This window comes from Streptomyces sp. NPDC090045 (genome assembly GCF_044747975.1).
Classification (GTDB): Bacteria; Actinomycetota; Actinomycetes; order Streptomycetales; family Streptomycetaceae; genus Streptomyces.
Genome location: NZ_JBIVFA010000016.1, coordinates 152,494 through 172,725, shown reverse-complemented (window position 1 = coordinate 172,725; position 20,232 = coordinate 152,494). Strand labels below are relative to the sequence as shown.

Below are 20,232 nucleotides of genomic sequence, written 5' to 3'. Positions count from 1 at the left end.
AACGCCCCTCAGTCGAGGATGAAGCTTTCCAGGTAGGCGGGGTTGGCCCGGTCGAGCATCGACTGCGACCGGGCGCGGATCTGCCGGTCGCTGTGCTCGCTGGCCGGGAGCATCCAGAAGCGGTCGGCGCGGATGCCGTCGAGGACGTGCTCGGCGACCTCCTCGACGGGGGTGAAGTTCACCTCGTGGCCGGCCTGCTTCATCGCCGCCTCGTACTGGTCGAGGCTGCGGTACGGGGACTTGCGCGGCCGCTCCTTCGCGTACCGCTCGGGCCGGTTGCGGTGCGACTCCCACAGCCCGGTGCGCAGCATGTGCGGTCCGGGGAAGAGGACGGAGGCCCCGACGGCGGCGCCCTCCGCCTTGAGGTGGGCGTAGAGCGACTCGGTCATGGTGACCACGGCCGCCTTGGTGACGGCGTAGACCGAGGCGGTGGGCAGGGGGGCGATGCCGCCGTCTCCGGAGGAGGTGTTGACGACGTGGCCGGGCGCGCCGCCCGCGATCATGCGGGGGACGAAGGCCTGGATTCCGTGGAAGACGCCCCAGACATTGACGGAGAAGGCCCATTTCCAGTCGTTGGGCTCGTGTTCCCACATGCGGCCCTCGGCGCCGGAGCCGACGCCCGCGTTGTTGCACAGCACGTGCACGGCGCCGAAGGTCTCGTACGCCGCGTCGGCCAGGGCGGTCACGGAGTCGCGGTCGCTGACGTCGACGGTGCGCGCGAGCACCCGGGCCCCGTCCGCGGTGAGCTCGTCGGCCGCCTTGCGCAGGGCGCCCTCCTCCACGTCGGCGAGGACCACCTTCAGTCCCTCGGCGGCGAAGCGGCGGGCCATCGCGAGGCCGATGCCACTGGCTGCTCCGGTGACGACGGCCACCTGTCCGGGTTCGATGCGCATGTCAGACACTGCCTTCCGGAGGGCCGTCGAGGATCTGCATCGGGTCGTCGTAGCGCTGGTGGATGTACGGGAGCAGGGCCTGGGCGCTGACCCGCTCGACGACCCGGCCCTTCTGGTCGGTGGTCTTCTCGCCGATGGTGATCTCCACGATCCGGCGGACCGGGAGGTCGGCGATGGGGTCGAACATCGACTCGCGCAGGACGATGTCCCCGGTGATGTGCTCCAGCTTGCGGACCTTCTCGTTGCGCGTGCAGTGCACGAGGACGGGGTCGGCGTCGAAGCCCGAACCGTCCACGGCGGGCAGGAACTTGAAGTAGAAGTCGGTCTTCTGGGTGGGCTCGGGCAGCGGCAGCGCCCGGTCCACCGCCCCGCGCACCTCGACGAAGGCGATGCCGTGCCGGGCGAGGGCGGCCCGGATGACGAGGCCGTCGCGCTCGACGGTGACCTCGCCCAGCTTCTTCGGCTCGCCGAACACCTCGCGGCCGCCGATCAGGGCGCGCTCGTGGGTCATCGGCATGACCAGCGGGTACCAGCCCTCGACCCCGCCGTGCTGGGCGGCGACGGCCACCGAGCCGGCGCCGAGCGGGTAGCCGGGCAGGTCGACCTTGCTGATGTTGGCCCGTACGAGGGGCCGGTCGGCCGGCTTGAGGGGTGGCGGCAGGACCGCCGCCACGACGTCGGGGTCGCTCTCCCAGACGGCCACCACGCCGGTGGACCAGATGTCGGGGAGCTTGGAACTCTTCTCGCGCGACGCCGCGATCTCGGCCTCGGTCCGCGCTCCGTACCGTACGCGTGCCATGTCTCGCACCATCCCTCGTCTCGGGGGGAGTCGGTTCTGTAACACAGTTACACCGCCACCGATGAAGGGTAAAGACCCGTGCACGCACCAGAACTGACACTCCGACAGATCGGCGGCCCCAGCCATGGCCAGATCAGCGCTGACCCACGACGAGGTGCTGGACGCCGCCGCGTCCCTGGTCAAGCAGCACGGTCCGGCCGCCCTCACCATGCGCAAGCTCGCCGCCGAGCTGGGCACCGCGGTGACGTCCATCTACTGGCACGTCGGCAACCGCGAATCGCTGCTCGACGCCCTCGTGCGGCGGACCGTGGAGGACATGGGCGCGATCAGGCCCGTCGGCCGCACCCCCGCCGACCGCATCCTGTCGGTGGCCCGGATCCTGCGCCGCGAGCTGCGGGAGCGCCCGCACCTGATCGCGATGGTCCACGAGCGCGGGCTCACCGAGCGGATGTTCCTGCCCGCGCAGCAGGCGCTCGTCCACGAGGTGCACGCCGCGGGACTGCGCGGCGCCCGAGCGGCCGACGCGGTGCGGGCGATCCAGTTCCAGATCGTCGGCTTCCTGCTCGTCGAGCGCAACCGCGAGCGCTCCCCCGCGCAGTCCCCGGCCGAGAGCGAGCTCTGGGACCCGGCAGCGGCCCCCCACGACCCGGCCCTCGCCCGCGCCCTGGCCCGCCCGGCGGACCCGGAACGGCTGTTCCTGCTGTCCGTACGGGCCCTCGTGCGCGCCCTGCTCGCGCCGGGCGGATGAGCCGAACCGGCGGGCCCCTCCGCCCTCGTGAGCGCCGGCGAACCGGTCGCGGAGCCGGGCAGGAGACGCATCGCGGCCACGGCTGTCAGTCGGGGCCGATATCCTCTGTGACCATGCTCGACGACCGTACGACCGCAGAGACGACGTGGCCGACCGCGTACCCACAGGGGTACGCGGTCGTCGACGTGGAGACGACCGGGCTCGCCCGCGACGACCGGATAGTCTCCGCCGCCGTCTACCGGCTCGACGCACAGGGCAATGTCGAGGACCACTGGTACACCCTGGTCAACCCGCAGCGGGATCCGGGACCGGTGTGGATCCACGGGCTGACGAGCGAGGTGCTCTCCGGCGCACCGCTCTTCAAGGACATCGCCGAGGAGTTCGCCGGCCGGCTCGCGGACCGGGTGCTGGTCGCGCACAACGCCATCTTCGACTGGCAGATGATCGCCCGGGAGTACGCGCGGGCCGCCGAGACCGCGCCGGTCCGTCAGCGGCTGTGCACCATCGCCCTGTCGAAGGAACTGAACCTCCCGCTGCCCAACCACAAGCTGGAGTCACTCGCCGCGCACTTCGGCGTGGTCCAGCAGCGCGCCCACCACGCGCTCGACGACGCCCGGGTGCTCGCGGAGGCGTTCCGCCCGTCCCTGCACGCGGCCGCGCAGGGCGGCGTACGGCTGCCCCTGCTGGAATGCCGGCCGCTGACGGAGTGGTCGGACTCGGCCGCCGCCCCGCGCGTGGGGTACCAGTCCTCGTACCGGGGCGGCGGCTGGCGCCCCTCGCGCAAGCGGCCGCCGTGCCCGCACCCGAATCCGGGGCGCTACGAGGACGGCGAGCCGCTGAAGCAGGGCATGCGCATCGCCTTCTCCGGTGACACCTCGGTGGAGCGGGAGCTGCTGGAGGACCGCGCCGTCGAGGCGGGTCTGCACATCGCCACGAGCGTGTCGCGGCTCACCAGCCTCCTCGTGACGAACGATCCCGACTCGGCGACGTCGAAGACGGTCAAGGCGAAGGGCTTCGGCACTCCGGTCGTCGACGAGGCCGCCTTCACCCAGCTGCTGCGGGACGTGGCCCCGGCGGAGTCCTGAGCCCGGGCGCCGGGACGGGGAAGGGCCGTTGCGCCGGCCGGGTGCAGGCGCGGCGACTCACCCCGCCGGATCTTGTTCCGGTCCCTCCCCGTGCGCAGCATTCGGCGCATGGCACGTTGTGAGGTCTGCGGAAACGATTACGGCATGTCCTTCGAGGTGCACGCGCAGGGCGCCGTGCACGTCTTCGACTGCTTCTCCTGCGCCATCCACCGCATGGCGCCCGTCTGCGAGCACTGCCGGGTCTCGATCATCGGGCAGGGCGTGGAGGTCGCGGGGCAGTGGTTCTGCGGGGCGCACTGCGCCCGCGCCGAGGGGAAGGTGGGCATCGTCGACCGCGTCTGAATCCCCCGTCCCCTCCCTCTCCCCTTCCCCCGCTCCGACCCCGGACGGCCACCCGGCCGCCGGGGTCTTCCGCGCTGGGGGTACCGTCGTGGGCGTGTACCGCTTTGTGCTGACCCGGCAGTGGGTGTTCCTCACCCTGATCGCCCTCGCCCTCATCCCCGTGATGATCAAGCTGGGGTTCTGGCAGTACCACCGCCATGAGCACCGGGTCGCGCAGAACCAGCTGATCGAGGCGAACCTGCGGGCGAAGCCGGTCCCCATGACCGAGGTCACCTCCCCGGGGCACCGGGTGCCCCGCGCGGACTTCTGGCGTGCGGTCACCGCGACCGGCACGTACGACACCGCGCACGAGGTCGTCGTACGGATGCGCACCGACAACGACGACAAGGTCGGCTTCCACGTCCTGACCCCGCTGGTCCTCTCCGACGGCCGGGTGGTCCTGGTCAACCGGGGCTGGGTGCAGGGCGGCGACGACCCCCGCGCCTACCCGCCGGTGCCGGCCGCGCCCGCGGGCGAGGTCACCGTCACCGGCCGGCTGAAGGCCGACGAGACGAGCGGCGGCAGCGGCATCAAGGACCGCAAGGGCCTGCCGGACCGCCAGGTCATGCTGATCAACAGCGCGCAGCAGGCGGAGTACCTGGGCCGGCCGGTTCTCGGCGGGTACCTGGAGCTCACGGCTCCGTCCCCGGAGGCCGGCCCCGAGACCGTCGCCGATCCCGACCACGACTCGATCGGCCCCCACATGGCGTACGCCGTCCAGTGGTGGCTGTTCACGGCCGCGGTGCCGGTGGGCTGGGTGGTCCTCGTACGGCGGGAGAAGCGCGACCGGGAGGAAGCGGCGGCCAAGGCCGAAGCCACCGAACAGGAGCCCGTGACGGCGTAGCGTGTCGGCATGGATCTTGGACTGAAAGACCGTGTCTACATCGTCACCGGGGCCACGCGCGGCCTCGGCTTCGCCTCCGCCCGGGAACTGACCGCCGACGGCGCGAAGGTGCTCCTGACGGGCCGGGACGAGAAGCGGGCGGCCGACGCCGCCGCCGAGCTCGGCCCGAACGCCGTGGGTGTGGGGGCCGACAACTCCGACCCGGCGGTGGCCGGGCGGCTCGTCGCCGCCGCGCGCGAGCACTTCGGCCGCCTCGACGGCATCCTCATCAGCGTCGGCGGCCCGGCCCCCGGCTTCGCGGCCGACAACACCGACGCACAGTGGTCGGCGGCCTTCGAGTCGGTGTTCCTGGGCGCGGTCCGCCTCGCGCGGGCGGCGGCGGCCGAGCTGGGAGAGGGCGGGGTCATCGGCTTCGTCCTGTCGGGCTCGGTCCACGAACCGATTCCCGGGCTGACCATCTCCAACGGCCTGCGCCCGGGCTTGGCGGGCTTCGCGAAGTCCCTCTCGGTGGAGCTCGGCCCGCGCGGGATCCGGGTCGTCGGCCTGCTGCCGGCGCGCATCGACACCGACCGCGTGCGGGAGCTCGACGCGCTGGGCGGTGACGCGGACGCGGCCCGCGCCGGGAACGAGTCCCGCATCCCGCTGCGGCGCTACGGCGCCCCGGAGGAGTTCGGCCGCACGGCGGCGTTCCTGCTGTCCCCGGCGGCCTCGTACCTGACGGGCATCATGCTTCCGGTCGACGGCGGCTCCCGCCACGGCTTCTGACCCGTCTTCGGGTATTCCACCAGCCCCGCCGCCGGGGCTCCGGACCGTCCGGGCTACGTGACCCGCTGCGCCCGGTGCGACGCCACCGAGAGGCGGGCCTCCGTCGGGAGATCGGCGAGGCCCGCCGAGGCGCGGGCGTGCGTGAGGACCGGGCCCGCCACCGCGGCGAGCGTGTCGGCGGGGACCGCGTGGGGTTCCAGTTGCAGTGCGACCCGCAGCGCGGGCGACCCGCGCCGTCCGCGCAGCACCACCCGGCAGCCGGCGACCCCGTCCAGCGCGCCGGCCTCCGCGGCCACCGCCTGCTCCAGGGCGCGCCCGCGCAGCAGGGCGAAGGCCCCGTCCCCGGTGTCCACGACCACCGCGGGCAGCCGGGGGCGCCGGAGCTGGGACAGCAGCCACCACAGCGCCAGCAGCACGACCACCGCGAGCCCGGCGAGCACCGCCCACGACCACCAGCCGTCGGCGTGCCCGTACCGGTGCCTGGCCTCGGCCGTCAGCAGCGGCGCGTGCCGCCCGTGCAGCGGCCACGTGCCCGTCAGCAGCACGGCCCCGGCCGCCAGCAGGACCAGTCCGGCCACCGCCAGCAGGATCCGGTTCACCGTCCCGAGCATCCCGCTCACCTCCTGACCCGTACGCGCGTGTGCGGCGGGTGCGCGAGGCCCAGTTCCTCGACGCCGACGGCGAGGACGGCGTCCAGGTCGGCCCGTACGTCGTCCAGCTCACGGAAGTGCGAGGTGGCCCGCACCCCAATGCGGGACCGGCCCACCTTGACCCGGACCGAGCGCACCCCGGAGACCTCCAGGGCCCGGTCCCGCAGGACCTGCGCGGCGTCCTTGCGGCCGAGACCGGCCCGTACCGCGGCGTCCTGGCCGGGCGTGCGCATGGTCAGGATCCGGCGGAGCCCGGGGGTGAGCGCCAGCAGCAGGAGGACCGCCCCGGCCACGGCCAGGGCCCCGCCGGCCACCTGCACCGACAGGTCGGCGGGGGTCGCCGTCTCCAGCCAGTGGGCGAGGTCGTGGCGCCAGCTCATGGCGGGCCGGCCGGACCGTACGGCGGCCAGGTCGTACAGGAACAGCGCCGCCACCCCCAGCACGGCCAGGGCGGTGAGCGCGGCCGGCACCCGGCGGGCGGAGCGGAACCGGTGGGCGCGGCCGGAGCCGGGGGCCGTCACCGCAGCCGCCGGTCCCGCCCGGCGGCGGTCCGGGTGTGCGCCGAGTGCAGGTGCTCGACGTCGATGTCCACCTCGGGCACGGACATCTGCGCGCACTCCTCGACGCGGAGGGCGACCCGGGCGCGTACGGCGGCGCACTGGGCGGCGAGGTCGGAGGGGTAGTCGAGCTCCAGGCTCACCCGTACCCGTGCGATGTCGTGGTGCACGGTGACGGTGGCGTGCGGGGGCGCGCCCGAGGGGGCCGCCAGCGCCTCCCTCGCGGCCTGGGCCGCGATCTTGGCGACGACCCGGTCGGCGATGAGGGTGGACCCGCGGTCGGCGGCGGCCACCCGTGGCGGGGTGGCCCGGGGCTGGGTCGTGCTCATCGGCCCCTCACCCGCGCCGGTCGTCACGGCGGCGGAACAGGTCCCCGGCGTCCAGGTCCCCGTCGAGGAAGCGTCCTACGACGAATCCGAGGGCGCCGAGGGCGGCCACCAGGAGGAAGGCGCCGAAACCGCCGAAGTAGCCGGCGAACGCCAGGGCCATTCCGGCGAACAGGCCGGCGATCGCCATGCTCATTGCGGGATCCTCTCGGCTAGTGGAGACGGGACTCCGGCTCCTCGTCGGGCTCGTCGGGCAGCTTGACGTCGCTGACGGCGATGTTGACCTCGACGACCTCCAGGCCGGTCATGCGCTCGACCGCCGAGATGACGTTCTCACGGACCGCCCGTGCCACGTCGCGGATCGACACGCCGTAGTCGACGACGATCTCCAGGTCGAGGGCGGTCTGGACCTCGCCGACCTCAGCCTTGACGCCGCGGCTGACGGAGGCCTTCTGGCCGCCGGGCACACGGTCGCGGACGGCGCCGAAGGTACGGGAGAGGGCGGTGCCGCTGCCCATGGCGTGTACGCCGACCACCTCGCGGGCGGCCAGCCCGGCGATCTTCTCGACCACGCCGTCGGAGATGCTCGTGCGTCCCCGGTCGCCGGGTTCCTTGCCGGAGCCACCGCGGCCTGATGCGGATTCGGTCATGGCGTGCCCTTTCGCGCGTGCGGAGTCGGACTCACTCCGCACCACGGTAAGCGCGTCGGCGCTCCCGCGCCCTGGGACTACGCCGCTCGGCCGCCGGTGGGGCTGGATTCGGCGCGGCCGAATCCAGCCCCACCGGCGTTCGAGTCGCGGGCTAGTCGGAGAGCCCCGCCAGGTCCCGCAGGCGGCGGGCCTGGGCGGCGCGCTCGGCGGCGCGCTGGTCGTCGTACGGGCGGGAGTGTGCGGCGCCAAGGAGCGCCTTGGTCTCGATCACGGCGTCGCGCGGCGGGGCCAGCAGCGCCGTGGTGAGGTCCTGGACGGCGGCGTCGAGCTCGTCGGCCGGGACGACCAGGTTGGCGAGGCCGACCCGCTCCGCTTCCTCGGCATGCACGAAGCGGCCCGTCGCGCAGATCTCCAGCGCGCGGGCGTAGCCGACCAGGGAGGTCAGGGGCTGGGTTCCGGCCAGGTCGGGGACCAGGCCCAGGCTGGTCTCGCGCATGGCGAACTGCACGTCGTCCGCGACCACGCGCAGATCGCACGCGAGCGCGAGCTGGAAGCCGGCGCCGATCGCGTGCCCCTGCACGGCGGCGACGGAGATGATGTCGTTACGCCTCCACCAGGTGAAAGCCTCCTGGTACTCGGCGATCGTGGAGTCGAGCAGTTCGTCCGATCCACGCGCCAGATCGAGGAAGGACGGCTCGCCCTCGAAGCCTTCGGGGGTGAACGCCTGCCGGTCGAGCCCGGCGGAGAAGGACTGACCCTCACCGCGCAGCACGACGACCCGGACGGTGCCCGGCAACGACCTCCCGGCCTCGGCCAAAGCCCGCCAGAGCGCGGGGGATTGGGCATTTCGCTTGGCCGGATTGGTCAGTGTCACCGTGGCGACCGTGTCGTCGACGGTGAGTCGTACGCCGTCCTTGTCGAGCAGAGCCATCTGTGTATGCCTCCGGTGTGCAGTCGGCCGCAAGCCCGGCCTAAGTGACTGCACAGTAACCACCCAGCCGACCGGAGGGCCGACCGGGGGTCACCGAAGGAAACGTCGGAACATGTGAGCTTTGAAGCCGTTGGAGCGTTGGAACCGATGGGACCAGGGTCAGGCCGTAGCCGCCTTCTTGCCCCGCGTCGCGCCACCGCGACCGCGCAGCGAAACCCCGGACTCACTGAGCATCCGGTGGACGAATCCGTAGGACCGGCCGGTCTCTTCGGCCAGCGCCCGGATACTCGCACCGGAGTCGTACTTCTTCTTCAGGTCTGCCGCGAGCTTGTCGCGCGCGGCGCCGGTTACCCGGCTGCCCTTCTTCAGAGTCTCGGCCACCCGTGCCTCCTCATGGGAAGTGCGCTCTGGACTTCTCATGATCACCCCTCCCACGCTTCCTGGCCACCCATTCAGCAAGGTCGGTAGGGCGGCATTTCCCGAGGCGTGGACACCCGAGCAGAACGGAATCTTCTCTTCCGCCGCATGACTTCCGTCACACTCCGCCGCCCCCGCCGGGAATCTCCAGGTCAGAGGCGGGGCGGCGGAAAGCGAACGGCCCCGGCCGCGCACCTTCGCTGGTGCGGCCGGGGCCGTCGTACGACGCGCAACGGTACGAGACCGTCTCACTCAGATGATGGATCACCCCTGAGCCGAATGATCCATAAGGAACTGGATCAGGGTCGGAGCGGCCCCGGACCGGGGCCCTCCGGGGGCCGGCCGGCGCCCTGCCCGGGTCAGGCGAGCGCCACCAGGTCCCGGTAGTCCGGACCCCACAGGTCCTCGACGCCGTCCGGGAGCAGGATGATCCGCTCCGGCTCCAGCGCCTCCACGGCGCCCTCGTCGTGCGTGACCAGGATGACCGCGCCCTTGTACGTGCGCAGGGCCCCCAGGATCTCCTCGCGGCTGGCCGGGTCGAGGTTGTTCGTGGGCTCGTCGAGCAGCAGCACGTTCGCCGAGGAGACGACCAGCGTGGCCAGGGCCAGACGGGTCTTCTCACCGCCGGAGAGCACCCCGGCGGGCTTGTCCACGTCGTCCCCGGAGAACAGGAAGGAGCCGAGCGTCTTGCGTACGGCGACCAGGTCCAGGTCGGGCGCGGAGGAGCGCATGTTCTCCAGGACCGTGCGCTCCGGGTCCAGGGTCTCGTGCTCCTGGGCGTAGTAGCCGAGCTTGAGGCCGTGGCCGGGGACGACCGTGCCCGTGTCCGGCTTCTCGGTGCCCGACAGCAGGCGCAGCAGGGTGGTCTTGCCGGCGCCGTTGAGGCCGAGGATGACGACGCGGGAGCCCTTGTCGATGGCCAGGTCGACGTCGGTGAAGATCTCCAGCGAGCCGTAGGACTTGGAGAGGCCCTCGGCGGTCAGCGGGGTCTTCCCGCAGGGCGCCGGGTCCGGGAAGCGCAGCTTGGCGACCTTGTCGGAGACGCGGACGGCGTCCAGGCCGGCGAGCAGCCGGTCGGCGCGCTTGGCCATGTTCTGCGCGGCGACGGTCTTGGTCGCCTTGGCGCGCATCTTGTCGGCCTGCGAGTTCAGGGCCGCGGCCTTCTTCTCGGCGTTCTGGCGCTCGCGCTTGCGGCGCTTCTCGTCGGCCTCGCGCTGCTGCTGGTAGAGCTTCCAGCCCATGTTGTAGACGTCGATCTGGGCGCGGTTGGCGTCCAGGTAGAAGACCTTGTTGACGACGGTCTCGACCAGGTCGACATCGTGGGAGATCACGATGAAGCCGCCGCGGTAGTTCTTCAGGTAGTCCCGCAGCCAGACGATGGAGTCGGCGTCGAGGTGGTTGGTGGGCTCGTCGAGGAGCAGGGTGTCGGCGTCCGAGAAGAGGATCCGGGCGAGCTCGACGCGGCGGCGCTGACCACCGGAGAGGGTGTGCAGGGGCTGGCCGAGCACCCGGTCGGGCAGGCTGAGCGCCGCGGAGATGGTGGCGGCCTCGGACTCGGCGGCGTACCCGCCCTTGGTGAGGAACTCGGTCTCCTGGCGCTCGTACTGCTTGAGCGCCTTCTCGCGGGTGGCGCCGGCGCCGGTGGCGATGCGCTCCTCGTTGGCGCGCATCTTCTTGATCAGTACGTCGAGTCCGCGCGCGGACAGGATCCGGTCGCGGGCCAGGACGTCGAGGTCGCCGGTGCGCGGGTCCTGCGGGAGGTAGCCGACCTCGCCCGAGCGGGCGATGGAGCCGGCGGCGGGCTGTCCCTCGCCCGCGAGGCACTTGGTGAGGGTGGTCTTGCCCGCTCCGTTGCGGCCGACCAGGCCGATGCGGTCGCCCTTGGCGACACGGAAGGAGGCGGACTCGATGAGGATGCGGGCGCCGGCGCGCAGCTCGATGCCGGTGGCGGTGATCACGGAAATACTCCAGGGCGGGTCGGGACGGCGGAAGGGGGGCAGGACGCGAGCTTCGACGCCGCTAATCCGCGAGGAGATTTGCCATGGGAGTCATTCTACCGGGGGTGTGCAACTGGTTTCCGGGCGCGGGCCGGGCCGCCCGGCGGGCGGGAGCCGCCGCTCCGTGTCCCCCGTTCGGCCCAGGGCCTCGCGCAGGGCCGGGGCGCGTACCGGGAGGAATGGGTCGATACTCGCCGCAGGGGCGGCCACGCGGCCCGTCCGGCCCCACGCAGAGAGGGCGGTGCGGGGATGCAGTTCGACGACAACGCCGACCTGGACACCTCCGAGGTCAAGGATGTGCGAGGCAGCCGCATCCCCGGCGGGAGGGCCACGGTCGGCGGCGGGCTCGTCGGCATCATCGCGCTCATTCTGGGCCTGCTCTTCGGTGTGGGTCCGGAGCAGCTGGGGCTGTCCTCGGGGGACCAGGAGCCGGGTCCGGCCGCGTCCTCCGTCAACGAGGTGCAGCAGGAGTGCCGTACGGGGCGGGACGCGAACGCGCGGGAGGACTGCCGGCTGGTCGCGGTGGTCAACAGCACCCAGGACTTCTGGAGGCAGGAGTTCGCCCGGCGCGGCGGCCAGTACAGCCCGGCGTCGACGGTGTTCTTCACCGGCCGGGTGAACACGGCGTGCGGGGCCGCGACCTCGGCGGTGGGCCCCTTCTACTGCCCCGCCGACCGTCAGGTCTATCTGGACCTGGGCTTCTTCAACGAGCTGCGGACGAAGTTCGGCGCGAGCGGCGGCCCGTTCGCCCAGGCGTACGTCGTCGCCCACGAGTACGGGCACCACATCCAGAACCTGCTCGGGACGCTCCAGCGCTCCCAGGACGGCCGACAGGGGGCGAACAGCAACGCGGTCAGGGTCGAGCTGCAGGCCGACTGCTACGCCGGGGTGTGGGCGCACAACGCGACGCGCACCCCGGACGAGTCCACCGGGCGGCCGCTGATCACCAACCTGACCGAGCAGGACATCAGGGACGGGCTGGACGCGGCGGCCGCGGTCGGCGACGACCGGATCCAGGAGAAGTTCCAGGGCCGGGTGACCCCGGAGTCCTGGACGCACGGCTCGGCCGAGCAGCGGCAGCAGTGGTTCTACCAGGGCTACCGCACGGGCGACATGGCCCAGTGCAACACCTTCCGCTGACTGTCGGTGCCGCCTGCCATGCTGGTGTGACGCGGGTCACCGTCACGAGAGGGAGTGATCGTCATGGCAGGCGTTCCGTCCATCTGTCCCACGCTGGTCTACCGCGACGCGAAGGCCGCCATCAGGCTGCTGACCGAGGCCTTCGGGTTCAGCCAGGTCGCGGTGTACGAGGGTGAGGACGGCTCGGTGGTGCACGCGGAGCTGGCCTACGGCAACGGTGTGGTGATGCTGGGCAGCAAGGGCACCGGCGGGGTCTTCGACAAGGCCATGGAGGGCGCGGGCCCCTCGGGGATCTACGTCGTGGTCGACGACGTGGACGCCCACCACCGGCGGGCCGCCGAGCACGGGGTGGAGATCGTGATGGAACCCAAGGACCAGGACTACGGCTCGCGCGACTACATGGCCCGGGACGCCGAGGGCAACCTCTGGAGCTTCGGCACGTACGCGCCGCAGGTCTGAGACCCGCGGCGGCGCGGGCGCGGCGGCCCTGCGGGGCGCCCGGCCCGCGCGCCACGGCACGGGCGCCCCGGGCGGGCCGGCCCCGCCGCGCCCGGCGGGGGCTACGCGCCGCCGGTGTGGACCTGGAACGCGGCCCGGCGCACGGCCTTGGCCAGGGCCGGGTCGGGGTGCGCGGCGGCCAGCGCGACCAGGACCTGCACGGTGCGCGGATGCCCGACCGCGCGGACCTCGTCCAGCAGCCGGGGGACGGTGGTCCGGACGGCCGAGTCCAGGTGGCGGGCCAGCAGCTCGGCCTCGCCGTGGTCGGCGATGGCGGCCGCGGTGTCCACCCAGAGCCAGGTCGACTCCTCGGCGGTGAGCACGTCCTGAGCCTCGTCGGGATCGATCCCGTCGTGCTCGGCGAGCCAGAGCAGGGCGTAGGGGCGCAGGCCCGGCTCGCGTACGGCGGCGCGCACCTCGGGCTCGGCGGGGGCGCCGACGACGCGCAGCGCCTCGAAGGCGAGGCCGCGCAGCAGGGCGTCCTCGCCGCGGGCGGCCTGCAGCAGCTCGGCCACGGCGTGGCCGACGGGCCGGGCGGCGAGCCAGGCCTGGTACTCGGCGCGGGCCGGGCCGGGGGTGAGCCGGGCGCAGCCGTGCAGCATGGCGGCGGCGGACTGCTCGATGTTCCCGGCGGGGCTCTGCGCGGCGACGCAGATCTGCTCCAGCTTGACCCAGACGGCCCAGCTGCCGAGCGGGGTGAGCGTGGCCCGGGCGGGGCCGAGGGTGACGGCGTCCACGGCGGCGAGTCCGCCGAGCGCCCAGCGCAGCAGCCGGGCGAGGGGGACGGGGCGGGCCTCCGCGGAGCCGGCCGCGGCGGTCAGCGCCGCCGCGGGTTCGGCGTCGTAGGGGATCTCGCACCGCTCGTCGCGCAGTTCGGTGACGCGCTGCCCGAGCAGGTCGAGCAGGTCGGGGACGGTCACCGGGCCGGCGGACAGCTGGAGCAGGGAGAGGAGCTGGGGCATCGCCTCGACGACCTCGGCGACGGCCGAGGCGGCGATGTCGGCGGGGGCGGGGTGGACGAGCGACCATGCGTCGAAGAGGGCGACCCAGCCGCGCAGGACGGCGGTGTCGTCGCGGTCCCAGGCCCGCAGCCGCCAGCCGGGCCGGGCGTGGCCGCCGTGCACCTCGACCAGGCCGGCCAGCCGGGCGCGGTCCCAGCCGACCCGGATCTGTCCGTGCGTCAGGCCCAGTTCCCCGGCGGCGCGTTCGACGTCGGAGGCCGGCAGGGCGCCGGTGGGCGCGGGCCGGCCGCCGTCTCCGGCGCCGAGGTTGCGCTCGGCCCAGCGGGTCAGGCGCACGGCGTCGGCGAGCGAGGCCCGGGCCCGGTTCGCCAGGTCGGCCGTGGCGGGGGTGCCCGCCGGGGGCCTCGGGGCGGGCCGGGTGCGTCGGTCGGTCACCGCCTTGCGTGCCGCGGCGACGGAACGCGGGGAGACGAGTCGGAGTCTGGAGTCGCGAGCCAACTGCTCATCAGGCTTTCGGGACGTCACGGAAGCAGTCTCGCCCGTCACTGGCCGAAAGCCCAAACGGAATCGGCCGTTACCGCCGCCCGCCTGCGGTGCAGACCAGGACAACACGCCCGCAGGCGCAGCTCCGTCACACGGCCTTCACATGACAGGCCCTCACATGAGGGGGGTGAGGAAGCGGCGCAGGGCCTCCTGGTAGCCGGCCGGGTCGGCGTTCCACATGGCCCCGTGGCCGGCCCCGCTCACCGTGTGCAGGGTGACGAGGTCGGGGCGGGCCGCGGCGAGCCGGCGGGAGGGGCCCCAGGGGGCGAGGGTGTCGTCCGGGCCGTGGAAGATCAGTACGGGGACGCGCACGGCTCCGGGGTCCGCCCCCGGCGGCCGGCGGTCGGCGCGCAGCCCCGTGAGGCCCTCGGCCGCCCGGACGGCCAGCGGCAGCACCACGGCCGGGGTGCGGCGCGCCGCGGCGAGCCCGCGCAGGGTCGTGTGCCAGTCGAGCACGGGCGAGTCCAGCACCAGCCCGGAGATCCGGTCGGCCAGCGCGGAGCGTTCGGCGGCGTGCAGGGCCATCGTGGCGCCCGTGGACCAGCCGTGCAGGATCACGCGGCGGGCGCCGTAGCGCACGGCGTAGCGGATGGCGGCGTCCAGGTCCCGCCACTCCGATTCACCGAGGTGGCCGAGGCCGTCGGGCGGGGCCGGGGCGCCGAGGTCGCCGCGGTAGCCGAGGTCCAGGACGGGCAGCTGGTGCCGGTTCAGGAAGGGCATGACCACCATCGGGTGCTCGCGGGTGCCGCCGAGCCCGTGCACGGTGATCACCCAGGTGTCCCGGGCGGCGGGCACGAACCAGGCGGGCAGCGGCCCGAGCTCTCCGGGGACGTCCACATCGGCGTGTTCGAGCCCGAGGGCGCCGCGCGGGTCGCCGACGTACACCTGCGGCGTGAGGGTGACCCGGGTGCCGGGGGCGAGGGCGCCGTGGTTGACGGTGAGGAGCTGCCGCACGACGGTGTCCGGGTAGGGGTCGGCGTCGGCGACCACGGGCCCGACGACCGCGTGCACACCGGGTGCGACCAGGCCGTAGGTGCCGGGGCGCAGGGAGGCGAGGGAGCGGGTCAGCGTGACCCGGCCGGCGGCGGTGGAGTGGACGCTGAGCCGTGGCCCGCCGGGGAGCGGGCGTCCCGGCTCGGGACGCAGGGCCGCGTCGGCGGCGTACCGGCCGGCCGCGACGGCGGCCGCACCGGCGCCGAGGAGGGTGGTGGTGACGGCCGCTGCCGTTGCTGTCGCGGTACGCACCGTTCCAGTGTCCCGGCGGGTGCTCCGGAGGGCCACCGGAGCGCTGTCGGAGCCCCATCGGAGCGCCACCGGAGGAGATCGCTCCGCCGGCTGCCGCACCGCCGCCGGGAGCGGAGTGATCTAGGTCTCATTCGGGCACCCGGACGGGGGGCCGCATACACCTCCAGGCCGGTGCGGAGGGGCACATTCACCCGGCTTTGACGTGCATTTATCGAGTTATCTACGGCAGAATCAGGACGAATGTTCCGATCACGCCCCGAGCCAGTACACCACTCCGCCCGAGTCAGTTCACCTTCCGTTCACTCAGGTTGCCTACGGTCGCCGAGCCACTGACGTCAAACAGAAGCCTGGGTAAATGGAGCACATAACGCTTCTCCTCGGGATCGTGATCATTACCGCTCTCGTGTTCGACTTCACGAACGGTTTCCACGACACAGCCAACGCGATGGCCACCACCATCTCGACCGGCGCCCTCAAGCCCAAGACGGCGGTGGCCATGTCCGCCGTGCTCAACCTCGTCGGCGCGTTCATGTCCGTGGAGGTCGCCAAGACGATCTCCAAGGGGCTCGTCAACGAAGAGGGCATCCAGCCAGAGGTGATCTTCGCCGCCCTGGTCGGAGCGATCCTCTGGAACCTCGTCACCTGGCTGGTCGGTCTCCCCTCCAGCTCCTCGCACGCCCTGATGGGTGGCCTGATCGGTGCCGCGGTCGCCTCCGCCGGCATCGGCGCGGTCAACGGCAGCGTCGTCGTCACCAAGGTGCTCATCCCCGCGATCGCCGCCCCGCTGGTGGCCGGCATCGCCGCGTACCTGGCCGCCAAGCTCACCTACAAGCTGGGCAACAAGGTCGGCGAGAAGACCTCCGCCAAGGGGTACCGCGCCGGTCAGATCGCCTCGGCCGGCCTCGTCTCCCTCGCGCACGGCACCAACGACGCGCAGAAGACCATGGGAATCATCACCCTGGCCCTCATCGCCGGCGGCGCGATCGCACCCGACGCGAACCCGCCGGTCTGGGTCATCGTCTCCGCCGGTCTCGCCATCGCGATGGGCACCTACCTGGGCGGCTGGCGCATCATCCGCACCATGGGCAGCGGTCTGACCGACCTGCAGCCGCAGCAGGGCTTCGCCGCCCAGACCTCGGCCGCGTCCGTCATCCTCGCCTCCTCGAACCTGGGCTTCTCGCTCTCCACGACCCACTCGTGCTCCGGTGCGGTCATGGGTGCGGGCCTGGGCCGCAAGGGCGGTGTGGTCCGCTGGTCCACCGCGACCCGCATGTTCGTCGCCTGGGGCCTGACCCTGCCGGCCGCCGCGCTGGTCTCGGCCGGCGCCGAGCTGGTCATGCGCATCGGTGACGTCGGCATCGCCGCGGTCACGCTCTTCCTGATCGGCTCCTGCCTGGCCATCTGGCTGATCTCGCGCCGCCAGGTCGTCGACCACAACAACGTCAACGAGGTGGAGCCGGCCCGCGCCGAGGAGCCGGGTGTCGTCACCACGGCGATCGCCGCGGTCACCGTCCCGCCGACCGTCGCCGCCGCCGGCACCATCGCCGCGGTCACCGACGAGGACCTCAAGGCCACCATCCCGGCCGCGGCGCAGACCCCGGCGGCTCCGGCCGCCGCGGTCTGACCGCAACAGAGACACCGAGACCCGGACATTCAGAAAGCGGCAGTATGAAGATCGACTGGGAAGCGCTCGGCTCCGTCTTCGGGGTCAGCCTCTTCGCCACCGTCGCCCTCGTGGCCCTCTTCACCCTGGGCCTGGTGGGCCTGTCCAAGCACGAGACCGCCACCGAGCAGGGCGGCACCGCCACCCTCGCCCGCAGCGGCGCGTACGCCTGCTTCGCGGTCATCGCGACGGCCGTGGGCTACGGGATCTACCTGATCGTCGCCTGATCCGCCGCCCCGCGGCCGACCAGGCGTGAAGGCTCCCTCCGGGTTTGTCCCGGGGGGAGCTTTTCGCATTCCCCGCCCCGGCCGCGCCGCAGGTCAACGGCGAGTTGACGGGCCTTCTCGGCCCGTGGTGGACTGCCCGAGCCAATACGGCGGCATGGAGAGGAAGTCCGGTGCGAATCCGGCGCGGTCCCGCCACTGTCACCGGGGAGCGCACGCCGCGCGTGCGCCCCGGGAGCCAGGAACTCTCGCCGCCGGACACGTCGAACCAGGGCGCGGACCCTGAGTGAGGACATACCTGCCACCATGCGTGCCGATCGCGTCTTCGCGTACGGCGCCACGGCGGGCCTGATCGGCGACCGGATCCTCGGGGATCCCCGCCGAGGGCACCCCGTGGCCGCCTTCGGACGGGCCGCCGCCGCCGTCGAACGCGCCCTGTGGCGCGACGACCGCGCCCGCGGCCTCGTGCACACCCTGGCGTGCGCCGGAGGCGCGGCCGCCGTGGGCGCGCTCGGCGCCCGCGCCGTGCGCTCCCGGCCCGCGGCCGCCCGTATCGCCCTCACCGCCGCCGCCACCTGGGCCGTCGTCGGCGGCACCTCGCTGGGCCGGGAGGCCCGCGCCATCGGCGGGGCCCTCGCCGCCGGGGACACCGAGGTGGCCCGGGAGCGGCTGCCGCACCTGTGCGGGCGCGACCCGCAGTCCCTGGACGGGCAGCAGATGGCCCGCGCCGTCGTGGAGTCGGTCGCGGAGAACACCTCCGACGCGGTGGTCGGGGCCCTGGTGTGGGGCGCCGTCGCCGGAGTCCCCGGGCTGCTGGCCTTCCGCGCCGTGAACACCCTGGACGCGATGGTCGGCCACAAGTCCCCCCGCTACCTCCGCTACGGCTGGGCCTCCGCCCGCCTCGACGACCTCGCGGGCTGGCCGGGCGCCCGGCTGACGGCGGCCGCCGCCGTACTGGCCGGCCCCGACCGGCGGGGAGCCGTACGGGCCTGGCGCGCGGACGCGGCGGCGCATCCGAGCCCGAACGCCGGGCCCGTCGAGGCCTCCTTCGCGGGGGCGCTCGGCGTACGGCTGGGCGGCACCCTCGCGTACGGCGGCCGCGTCGAGCACCGGGCGGTGCTGAACGGCGAGGCCGGACGGCCGGTGGAGGTCGCGGACATCGAACGGGCGGTACGGCTGTCGCGACAGGTGACCTGGCTGGCGCTCGGGGCCTGTGTGGCGGCCCGGACGCTGGTCTCGGGCAGGACGAGGAAGGGACGTCGATGAGCGGCGCGAAGCTCGGCGGCGGACTCCTGGTCGCCGGAACCACGTCGGACGCAGGCAAGAGCGTGGTCACGGCGGGCATCTGCCGCTGGCTGGCCCGCCAGGGCGTGAAGGTGGCGCCCTTCAAGGCGCAGAACATGTCGCTGAACTCCTTCGTCACCCGGGAGGGCGCCGAGATCGGGCGCGCCCAGGCGATGCAGGCCCAGGCGGCCCGCGTGGAGCCGACCGCGCTGATGAACCCGGTGCTGCTCAAGCCCGGCAGCGACCGCAGCAGCCAGGTGGTGCTGCTGGGCAAGCCGGTGGGCGAGATGAGCGCCCGCGGGTTCTTCGGGGGGTCTGGGGGGTCGTCCCCCGGGAAGGCGCTGCACGGTGGCAGGCAGGAGCAGCTGCTCGGCATCGTCACGGACTGCCTGGAGCAGCTGCGGGGCACGTATGACGCCGTGATCTGCGAGGGCGCCGGAAGTCCGGCCGAGATCAACCTGCGCCGGACCGACATCGTGAACATGGGGATCGCGCGGGCCGCACGGTTCCCGGTGGTCGTGGTCGGGGACATCGACCGGGGCGGGGTCTTCGCGTCCTTCTTCGGGACGACGGCGCTGCTCTCTCCCGAGGACCAGTCGCTGATCGCCGGCTACATGGTCAACAAGTTCCGCGGCGACGTGTCGCTGCTGGAGCCGGGCATGGAGATGCTGCGCGGCCTGACCGGACGGGCCACGTACGGGGTGCTGCCCTTCCAGCACGGGCTGGGCATCGACGAGGAGGACGGCCTGAGGGTCTCCCTGCGGGGCGCGGTACGGGAGTCCGTGGTGGCCCCGCCCGTCGGCGAGGACGTGCTGCGGGTCGCCGTGTGCGCGGTGCCGCTGATGTCGAACTTCACGGACGTCGACGCGCTCGCGGCGGAGCCCGGGGTCGTGGTGCGGTTCGTGGACCGGGCCGAGGAACTGGCCGACGCGGACCTGGTCGTCGTACCCGGCACCCGGGGCACGGTGAAGGCCCTCGCCTGGCTGCGCGAACGCGGGCTCGCGGACGCGCTGCTGCGGCGGGCCGCCGAGGGACGGCCGGTGCTCGGCATCTGCGGCGGGTTCCAGGTGCTGGGCGAGCGGATCTCGGACGAGGTCGAATCGCGGGCGGGCGAGGTCGACGGCCTCGGACTGCTCCCCGTACGGGTCCGCTTCGAGCGGGAGAAGACCCTGGCTCGGCCGGTGGGCTCGGCGCTCGGGGAGCCGGTCGAGGGGTACGAGATCCACCACGGCGTGGCAGAGGTCCTCGGCGGGGAGCCCTTCCTGGACGGCTGCCGGGTCGGGTCGGTGTGGGGCACCCACTGGCACGGCTCGCTCGAATCGGACGGCTTCCGCCGCGCGTTCCTCCGTGAGGTGGCTTCCGCGGCGGGGCGCCGGTTCGTGCCGGCGCCGGACACCTCCTTCGCCTCCCTGCGGGAGGAACAGCTCGACCTGCTGGGCGACTTGATCGAGGAGCACGCGGACACGGACGCGCTGCTGCGGCTCATCGAGGGCGGAGCCCCCGCGGGCCTCCCCTTCCTCCCGCCGGGCGCACCATGACGGGCCGCCGGGCCTGCAAGATCCAGCCCCGCCGGCGATTGAGGCGCGGGGTCCGGGGCGGAGCCCCGGCAACGGTCCGCACCATCTTCCAA

At 73.3% G+C, this 20,232-nt stretch carries 23 protein-coding genes and 1 riboswitch; of the genes, 11 read left to right on the top strand and 12 right to left on the bottom strand.

Features of this window, described 5'->3' with window-relative positions; all coding sequences use genetic code 11:
• Nucleotides 1-8 precede the first annotated feature (8 nt).
• Together ACIPYQ_RS33785 and ACIPYQ_RS33780 are read right to left on the bottom strand one after the other, a co-directional pair.
• Nucleotides 9-893: an SDR family NAD(P)-dependent oxidoreductase gene (locus ACIPYQ_RS33785; RefSeq protein ID WP_401257873.1), complete on the bottom strand. Its 885-nt coding sequence runs from the start codon at nt 891-893 to the stop codon at nt 9-11.
• A 1-nt stretch (nt 894) separates the two neighbouring features.
• Nucleotides 895-1,692 (bottom strand): acetoacetate decarboxylase family protein, encoded by a 798-nt coding sequence (locus tag ACIPYQ_RS33780; RefSeq protein ID WP_361757267.1) that lies wholly within the window; start codon nt 1,690-1,692, stop codon nt 895-897.
• Nucleotides 1,693-1,816: 124 nt separating this feature from the next.
• Between ACIPYQ_RS33780 and ACIPYQ_RS33775 the strand changes: the two genes are divergently transcribed.
• The 5 genes from ACIPYQ_RS33775 (at nt 1,817) to ACIPYQ_RS33755 (ending at nt 5,515) form a co-directional block, all read left to right on the top strand.
• Nucleotides 1,817-2,440 carry a TetR/AcrR family transcriptional regulator gene (locus tag ACIPYQ_RS33775; protein WP_401257871.1) on the top strand — a complete coding sequence of 208 codons (624 nt, stop codon included), beginning with the start codon at nt 1,817-1,819 and terminating at the stop codon, nt 2,438-2,440.
• Between the two features lie 107 nt (nt 2,441-2,547).
• A complete protein-coding gene (locus ACIPYQ_RS33770; RefSeq protein WP_361757261.1) occupies nt 2,548-3,525 on the top strand; it encodes a DEDDh family exonuclease in 978 nt (325 codons plus the stop codon).
• A gap of 108 nt (nt 3,526-3,633) precedes the next feature.
• Nucleotides 3,634-3,867, top strand: a complete 234-nt coding sequence (locus tag ACIPYQ_RS33765; RefSeq protein WP_030009585.1) for a hypothetical protein — start codon at nt 3,634-3,636, stop codon at nt 3,865-3,867.
• Between the two features lie 94 nt (nt 3,868-3,961).
• Nucleotides 3,962-4,750, top strand: coding sequence for an SURF1 family protein (locus ACIPYQ_RS33760; protein WP_362236981.1), 789 nt, complete (start codon nt 3,962-3,964; stop codon nt 4,748-4,750).
• A gap of 9 nt (nt 4,751-4,759) precedes the next feature.
• The gene (locus tag ACIPYQ_RS33755; protein WP_361757254.1) at nt 4,760-5,515 is read left to right on the top strand and encodes an SDR family oxidoreductase; all 756 of its coding nucleotides are present in this window, start codon (nt 4,760-4,762) and stop codon (nt 5,513-5,515) included.
• 53 nt (nt 5,516-5,568) lie between these two features.
• Here ACIPYQ_RS33755 and amaP read toward each other — a convergent pair whose 3' ends face one another.
• From amaP to ACIPYQ_RS33715, 8 genes are all read right to left on the bottom strand, one after another.
• Entirely contained in the window at nt 5,569-6,135 is a 567-nt protein-coding gene (gene amaP, locus ACIPYQ_RS33750; protein WP_401257869.1) for an alkaline shock response membrane anchor protein AmaP, read from the bottom strand.
• Nucleotides 6,132-6,686 carry a DUF6286 domain-containing protein gene (locus tag ACIPYQ_RS33745; RefSeq protein ID WP_361757248.1) on the bottom strand — a complete coding sequence of 185 codons (555 nt, stop codon included), beginning with the start codon at nt 6,684-6,686 and terminating at the stop codon, nt 6,132-6,134. Before ACIPYQ_RS33745 ends, amaP begins: the two co-directional genes overlap by 4 nt.
• Nucleotides 6,683-7,051, bottom strand: a complete 369-nt coding sequence (locus ACIPYQ_RS33740; RefSeq protein WP_361757245.1) for a hypothetical protein — start codon at nt 7,049-7,051, stop codon at nt 6,683-6,685. Before ACIPYQ_RS33740 ends, ACIPYQ_RS33745 begins: the two co-directional genes overlap by 4 nt.
• 7 nt (nt 7,052-7,058) lie before the next feature.
• Nucleotides 7,059-7,244: a hypothetical protein gene (locus tag ACIPYQ_RS33735; protein ID WP_030716925.1), complete on the bottom strand. Its 186-nt coding sequence runs from the start codon at nt 7,242-7,244 to the stop codon at nt 7,059-7,061.
• A gap of 16 nt (nt 7,245-7,260) precedes the next feature.
• Nucleotides 7,261-7,698 (bottom strand): Asp23/Gls24 family envelope stress response protein, encoded by a 438-nt coding sequence (locus ACIPYQ_RS33730; RefSeq protein ID WP_382510831.1) that lies wholly within the window; start codon nt 7,696-7,698, stop codon nt 7,261-7,263.
• A 151-nt stretch (nt 7,699-7,849) separates the two neighbouring features.
• Complete coding sequence (locus ACIPYQ_RS33725; protein ID WP_361757239.1) at nt 7,850-8,629, bottom strand: enoyl-CoA hydratase/isomerase family protein; 780 nt, start codon at nt 8,627-8,629, stop codon at nt 7,850-7,852.
• A gap of 159 nt (nt 8,630-8,788) precedes the next feature.
• A complete protein-coding gene (locus ACIPYQ_RS33720; protein WP_030010789.1) occupies nt 8,789-9,010 on the bottom strand; it encodes a helix-turn-helix domain-containing protein in 222 nt (73 codons plus the stop codon).
• Between the two features lie 395 nt (nt 9,011-9,405).
• The gene (locus ACIPYQ_RS33715) at nt 9,406-11,004 is read right to left on the bottom strand and encodes an ABC-F family ATP-binding cassette domain-containing protein (RefSeq protein WP_361757235.1); all 1,599 of its coding nucleotides are present in this window, start codon (nt 11,002-11,004) and stop codon (nt 9,406-9,408) included.
• 288 nt (nt 11,005-11,292) lie between these two features.
• Here ACIPYQ_RS33715 and ACIPYQ_RS33710 point away from each other — a divergent pair, with 288 nt between their 5' ends.
• Nucleotides 11,293-12,183, top strand: a complete 891-nt coding sequence (locus ACIPYQ_RS33710) for a neutral zinc metallopeptidase (protein WP_361757232.1) — start codon at nt 11,293-11,295, stop codon at nt 12,181-12,183.
• Nucleotides 12,184-12,246: 63 nt separating this feature from the next.
• A complete protein-coding gene (locus ACIPYQ_RS33705) occupies nt 12,247-12,642 on the top strand; it encodes a VOC family protein (protein ID WP_401257865.1) in 396 nt (131 codons plus the stop codon).
• A gap of 101 nt (nt 12,643-12,743) precedes the next feature.
• Here ACIPYQ_RS33705 and ACIPYQ_RS33700 read toward each other — a convergent pair whose 3' ends face one another.
• Together ACIPYQ_RS33700 and ACIPYQ_RS33695 are read right to left on the bottom strand one after the other, a co-directional pair.
• Nucleotides 12,744-14,168, bottom strand: a complete 1,425-nt coding sequence (locus ACIPYQ_RS33700; RefSeq protein WP_401257863.1) for a hypothetical protein — start codon at nt 14,166-14,168, stop codon at nt 12,744-12,746.
• Between the two features lie 132 nt (nt 14,169-14,300).
• The gene (locus ACIPYQ_RS33695) at nt 14,301-15,431 is read right to left on the bottom strand and encodes an alpha/beta hydrolase family protein (RefSeq protein WP_401257861.1); all 1,131 of its coding nucleotides are present in this window, start codon (nt 15,429-15,431) and stop codon (nt 14,301-14,303) included.
• Nucleotides 15,432-15,786: 355 nt separating this feature from the next.
• Here ACIPYQ_RS33695 and ACIPYQ_RS33690 point away from each other — a divergent pair, with 355 nt between their 5' ends.
• The 4 genes from ACIPYQ_RS33690 (at nt 15,787) to ACIPYQ_RS33675 (ending at nt 20,140) form a co-directional block, all read left to right on the top strand.
• Nucleotides 15,787-17,055 (top strand): inorganic phosphate transporter, encoded by a 1,269-nt coding sequence (locus ACIPYQ_RS33690; RefSeq protein ID WP_361757223.1) that lies wholly within the window; start codon nt 15,787-15,789, stop codon nt 17,053-17,055.
• Between the two features lie 44 nt (nt 17,056-17,099).
• Complete coding sequence (locus ACIPYQ_RS33685; RefSeq protein WP_361757220.1) at nt 17,100-17,321, top strand: hypothetical protein; 222 nt, start codon at nt 17,100-17,102, stop codon at nt 17,319-17,321.
• A gap of 158 nt (nt 17,322-17,479) precedes the next feature.
• Nucleotides 17,480-17,566: riboswitch (cobalamin riboswitch) on the top strand.
• Between the two features lie 58 nt (nt 17,567-17,624).
• Complete coding sequence (locus tag ACIPYQ_RS33680) at nt 17,625-18,584, top strand: cobalamin biosynthesis protein (RefSeq protein ID WP_401257859.1); 960 nt, start codon at nt 17,625-17,627, stop codon at nt 18,582-18,584.
• Nucleotides 18,581-20,140 carry a cobyric acid synthase gene (locus ACIPYQ_RS33675; RefSeq protein WP_401257857.1) on the top strand — a complete coding sequence of 520 codons (1,560 nt, stop codon included), beginning with the start codon at nt 18,581-18,583 and terminating at the stop codon, nt 20,138-20,140. The genes ACIPYQ_RS33680 and ACIPYQ_RS33675 overlap by 4 nt, the downstream gene beginning before the upstream one ends.
• Nucleotides 20,141-20,232 lie beyond the last annotated feature (92 nt).

What these genes read in the sequence shown, in the direction of transcription:
- ACIPYQ_RS33730 (WP_382510831.1), bottom strand. Translation starts at nt 7,698, where the DNA reads ATGACCGAATCCGCATCAGGCCGCGGTGGCTCCGGCAAGGAACCCGGC.
- ACIPYQ_RS33775 (WP_401257871.1), top strand. Translation starts at nt 1,817, where the DNA reads ATGGCCAGATCAGCGCTGACCCACGACGAGGTGCTGGACGCCGCCGCG.
- ACIPYQ_RS33705 (WP_401257865.1), top strand. Translation starts at nt 12,247, where the DNA reads ATGGCAGGCGTTCCGTCCATCTGTCCCACGCTGGTCTACCGCGACGCG.
- ACIPYQ_RS33780 (WP_361757267.1), bottom strand. Translation starts at nt 1,692, where the DNA reads ATGGCACGCGTACGGTACGGAGCGCGGACCGAGGCCGAGATCGCGGCG.
- ACIPYQ_RS33740 (WP_361757245.1), bottom strand. Translation starts at nt 7,051, where the DNA reads ATGAGCACGACCCAGCCCCGGGCCACCCCGCCACGGGTGGCCGCCGCC.
- ACIPYQ_RS33725 (WP_361757239.1), bottom strand. Translation starts at nt 8,629, where the DNA reads ATGGCTCTGCTCGACAAGGACGGCGTACGACTCACCGTCGACGACACG.
- ACIPYQ_RS33765 (WP_030009585.1), top strand. Translation starts at nt 3,634, where the DNA reads ATGGCACGTTGTGAGGTCTGCGGAAACGATTACGGCATGTCCTTCGAG.
- ACIPYQ_RS33735 (WP_030716925.1), bottom strand. Translation starts at nt 7,244, where the DNA reads ATGAGCATGGCGATCGCCGGCCTGTTCGCCGGAATGGCCCTGGCGTTC.
- ACIPYQ_RS33755 (WP_361757254.1), top strand. Translation starts at nt 4,760, where the DNA reads ATGGATCTTGGACTGAAAGACCGTGTCTACATCGTCACCGGGGCCACG.
- ACIPYQ_RS33710 (WP_361757232.1), top strand. Translation starts at nt 11,293, where the DNA reads ATGCAGTTCGACGACAACGCCGACCTGGACACCTCCGAGGTCAAGGAT.
- ACIPYQ_RS33685 (WP_361757220.1), top strand. Translation starts at nt 17,100, where the DNA reads ATGAAGATCGACTGGGAAGCGCTCGGCTCCGTCTTCGGGGTCAGCCTC.
- ACIPYQ_RS33675 (WP_401257857.1), top strand. Translation starts at nt 18,581, where the DNA reads ATGAGCGGCGCGAAGCTCGGCGGCGGACTCCTGGTCGCCGGAACCACG.
- ACIPYQ_RS33690 (WP_361757223.1), top strand. Translation starts at nt 15,787, where the DNA reads ATGGAGCACATAACGCTTCTCCTCGGGATCGTGATCATTACCGCTCTC.
- ACIPYQ_RS33785 (WP_401257873.1), bottom strand. Translation starts at nt 893, where the DNA reads ATGCGCATCGAACCCGGACAGGTGGCCGTCGTCACCGGAGCAGCCAGT.
- ACIPYQ_RS33680 (WP_401257859.1), top strand. Translation starts at nt 17,625, where the DNA reads ATGCGTGCCGATCGCGTCTTCGCGTACGGCGCCACGGCGGGCCTGATC.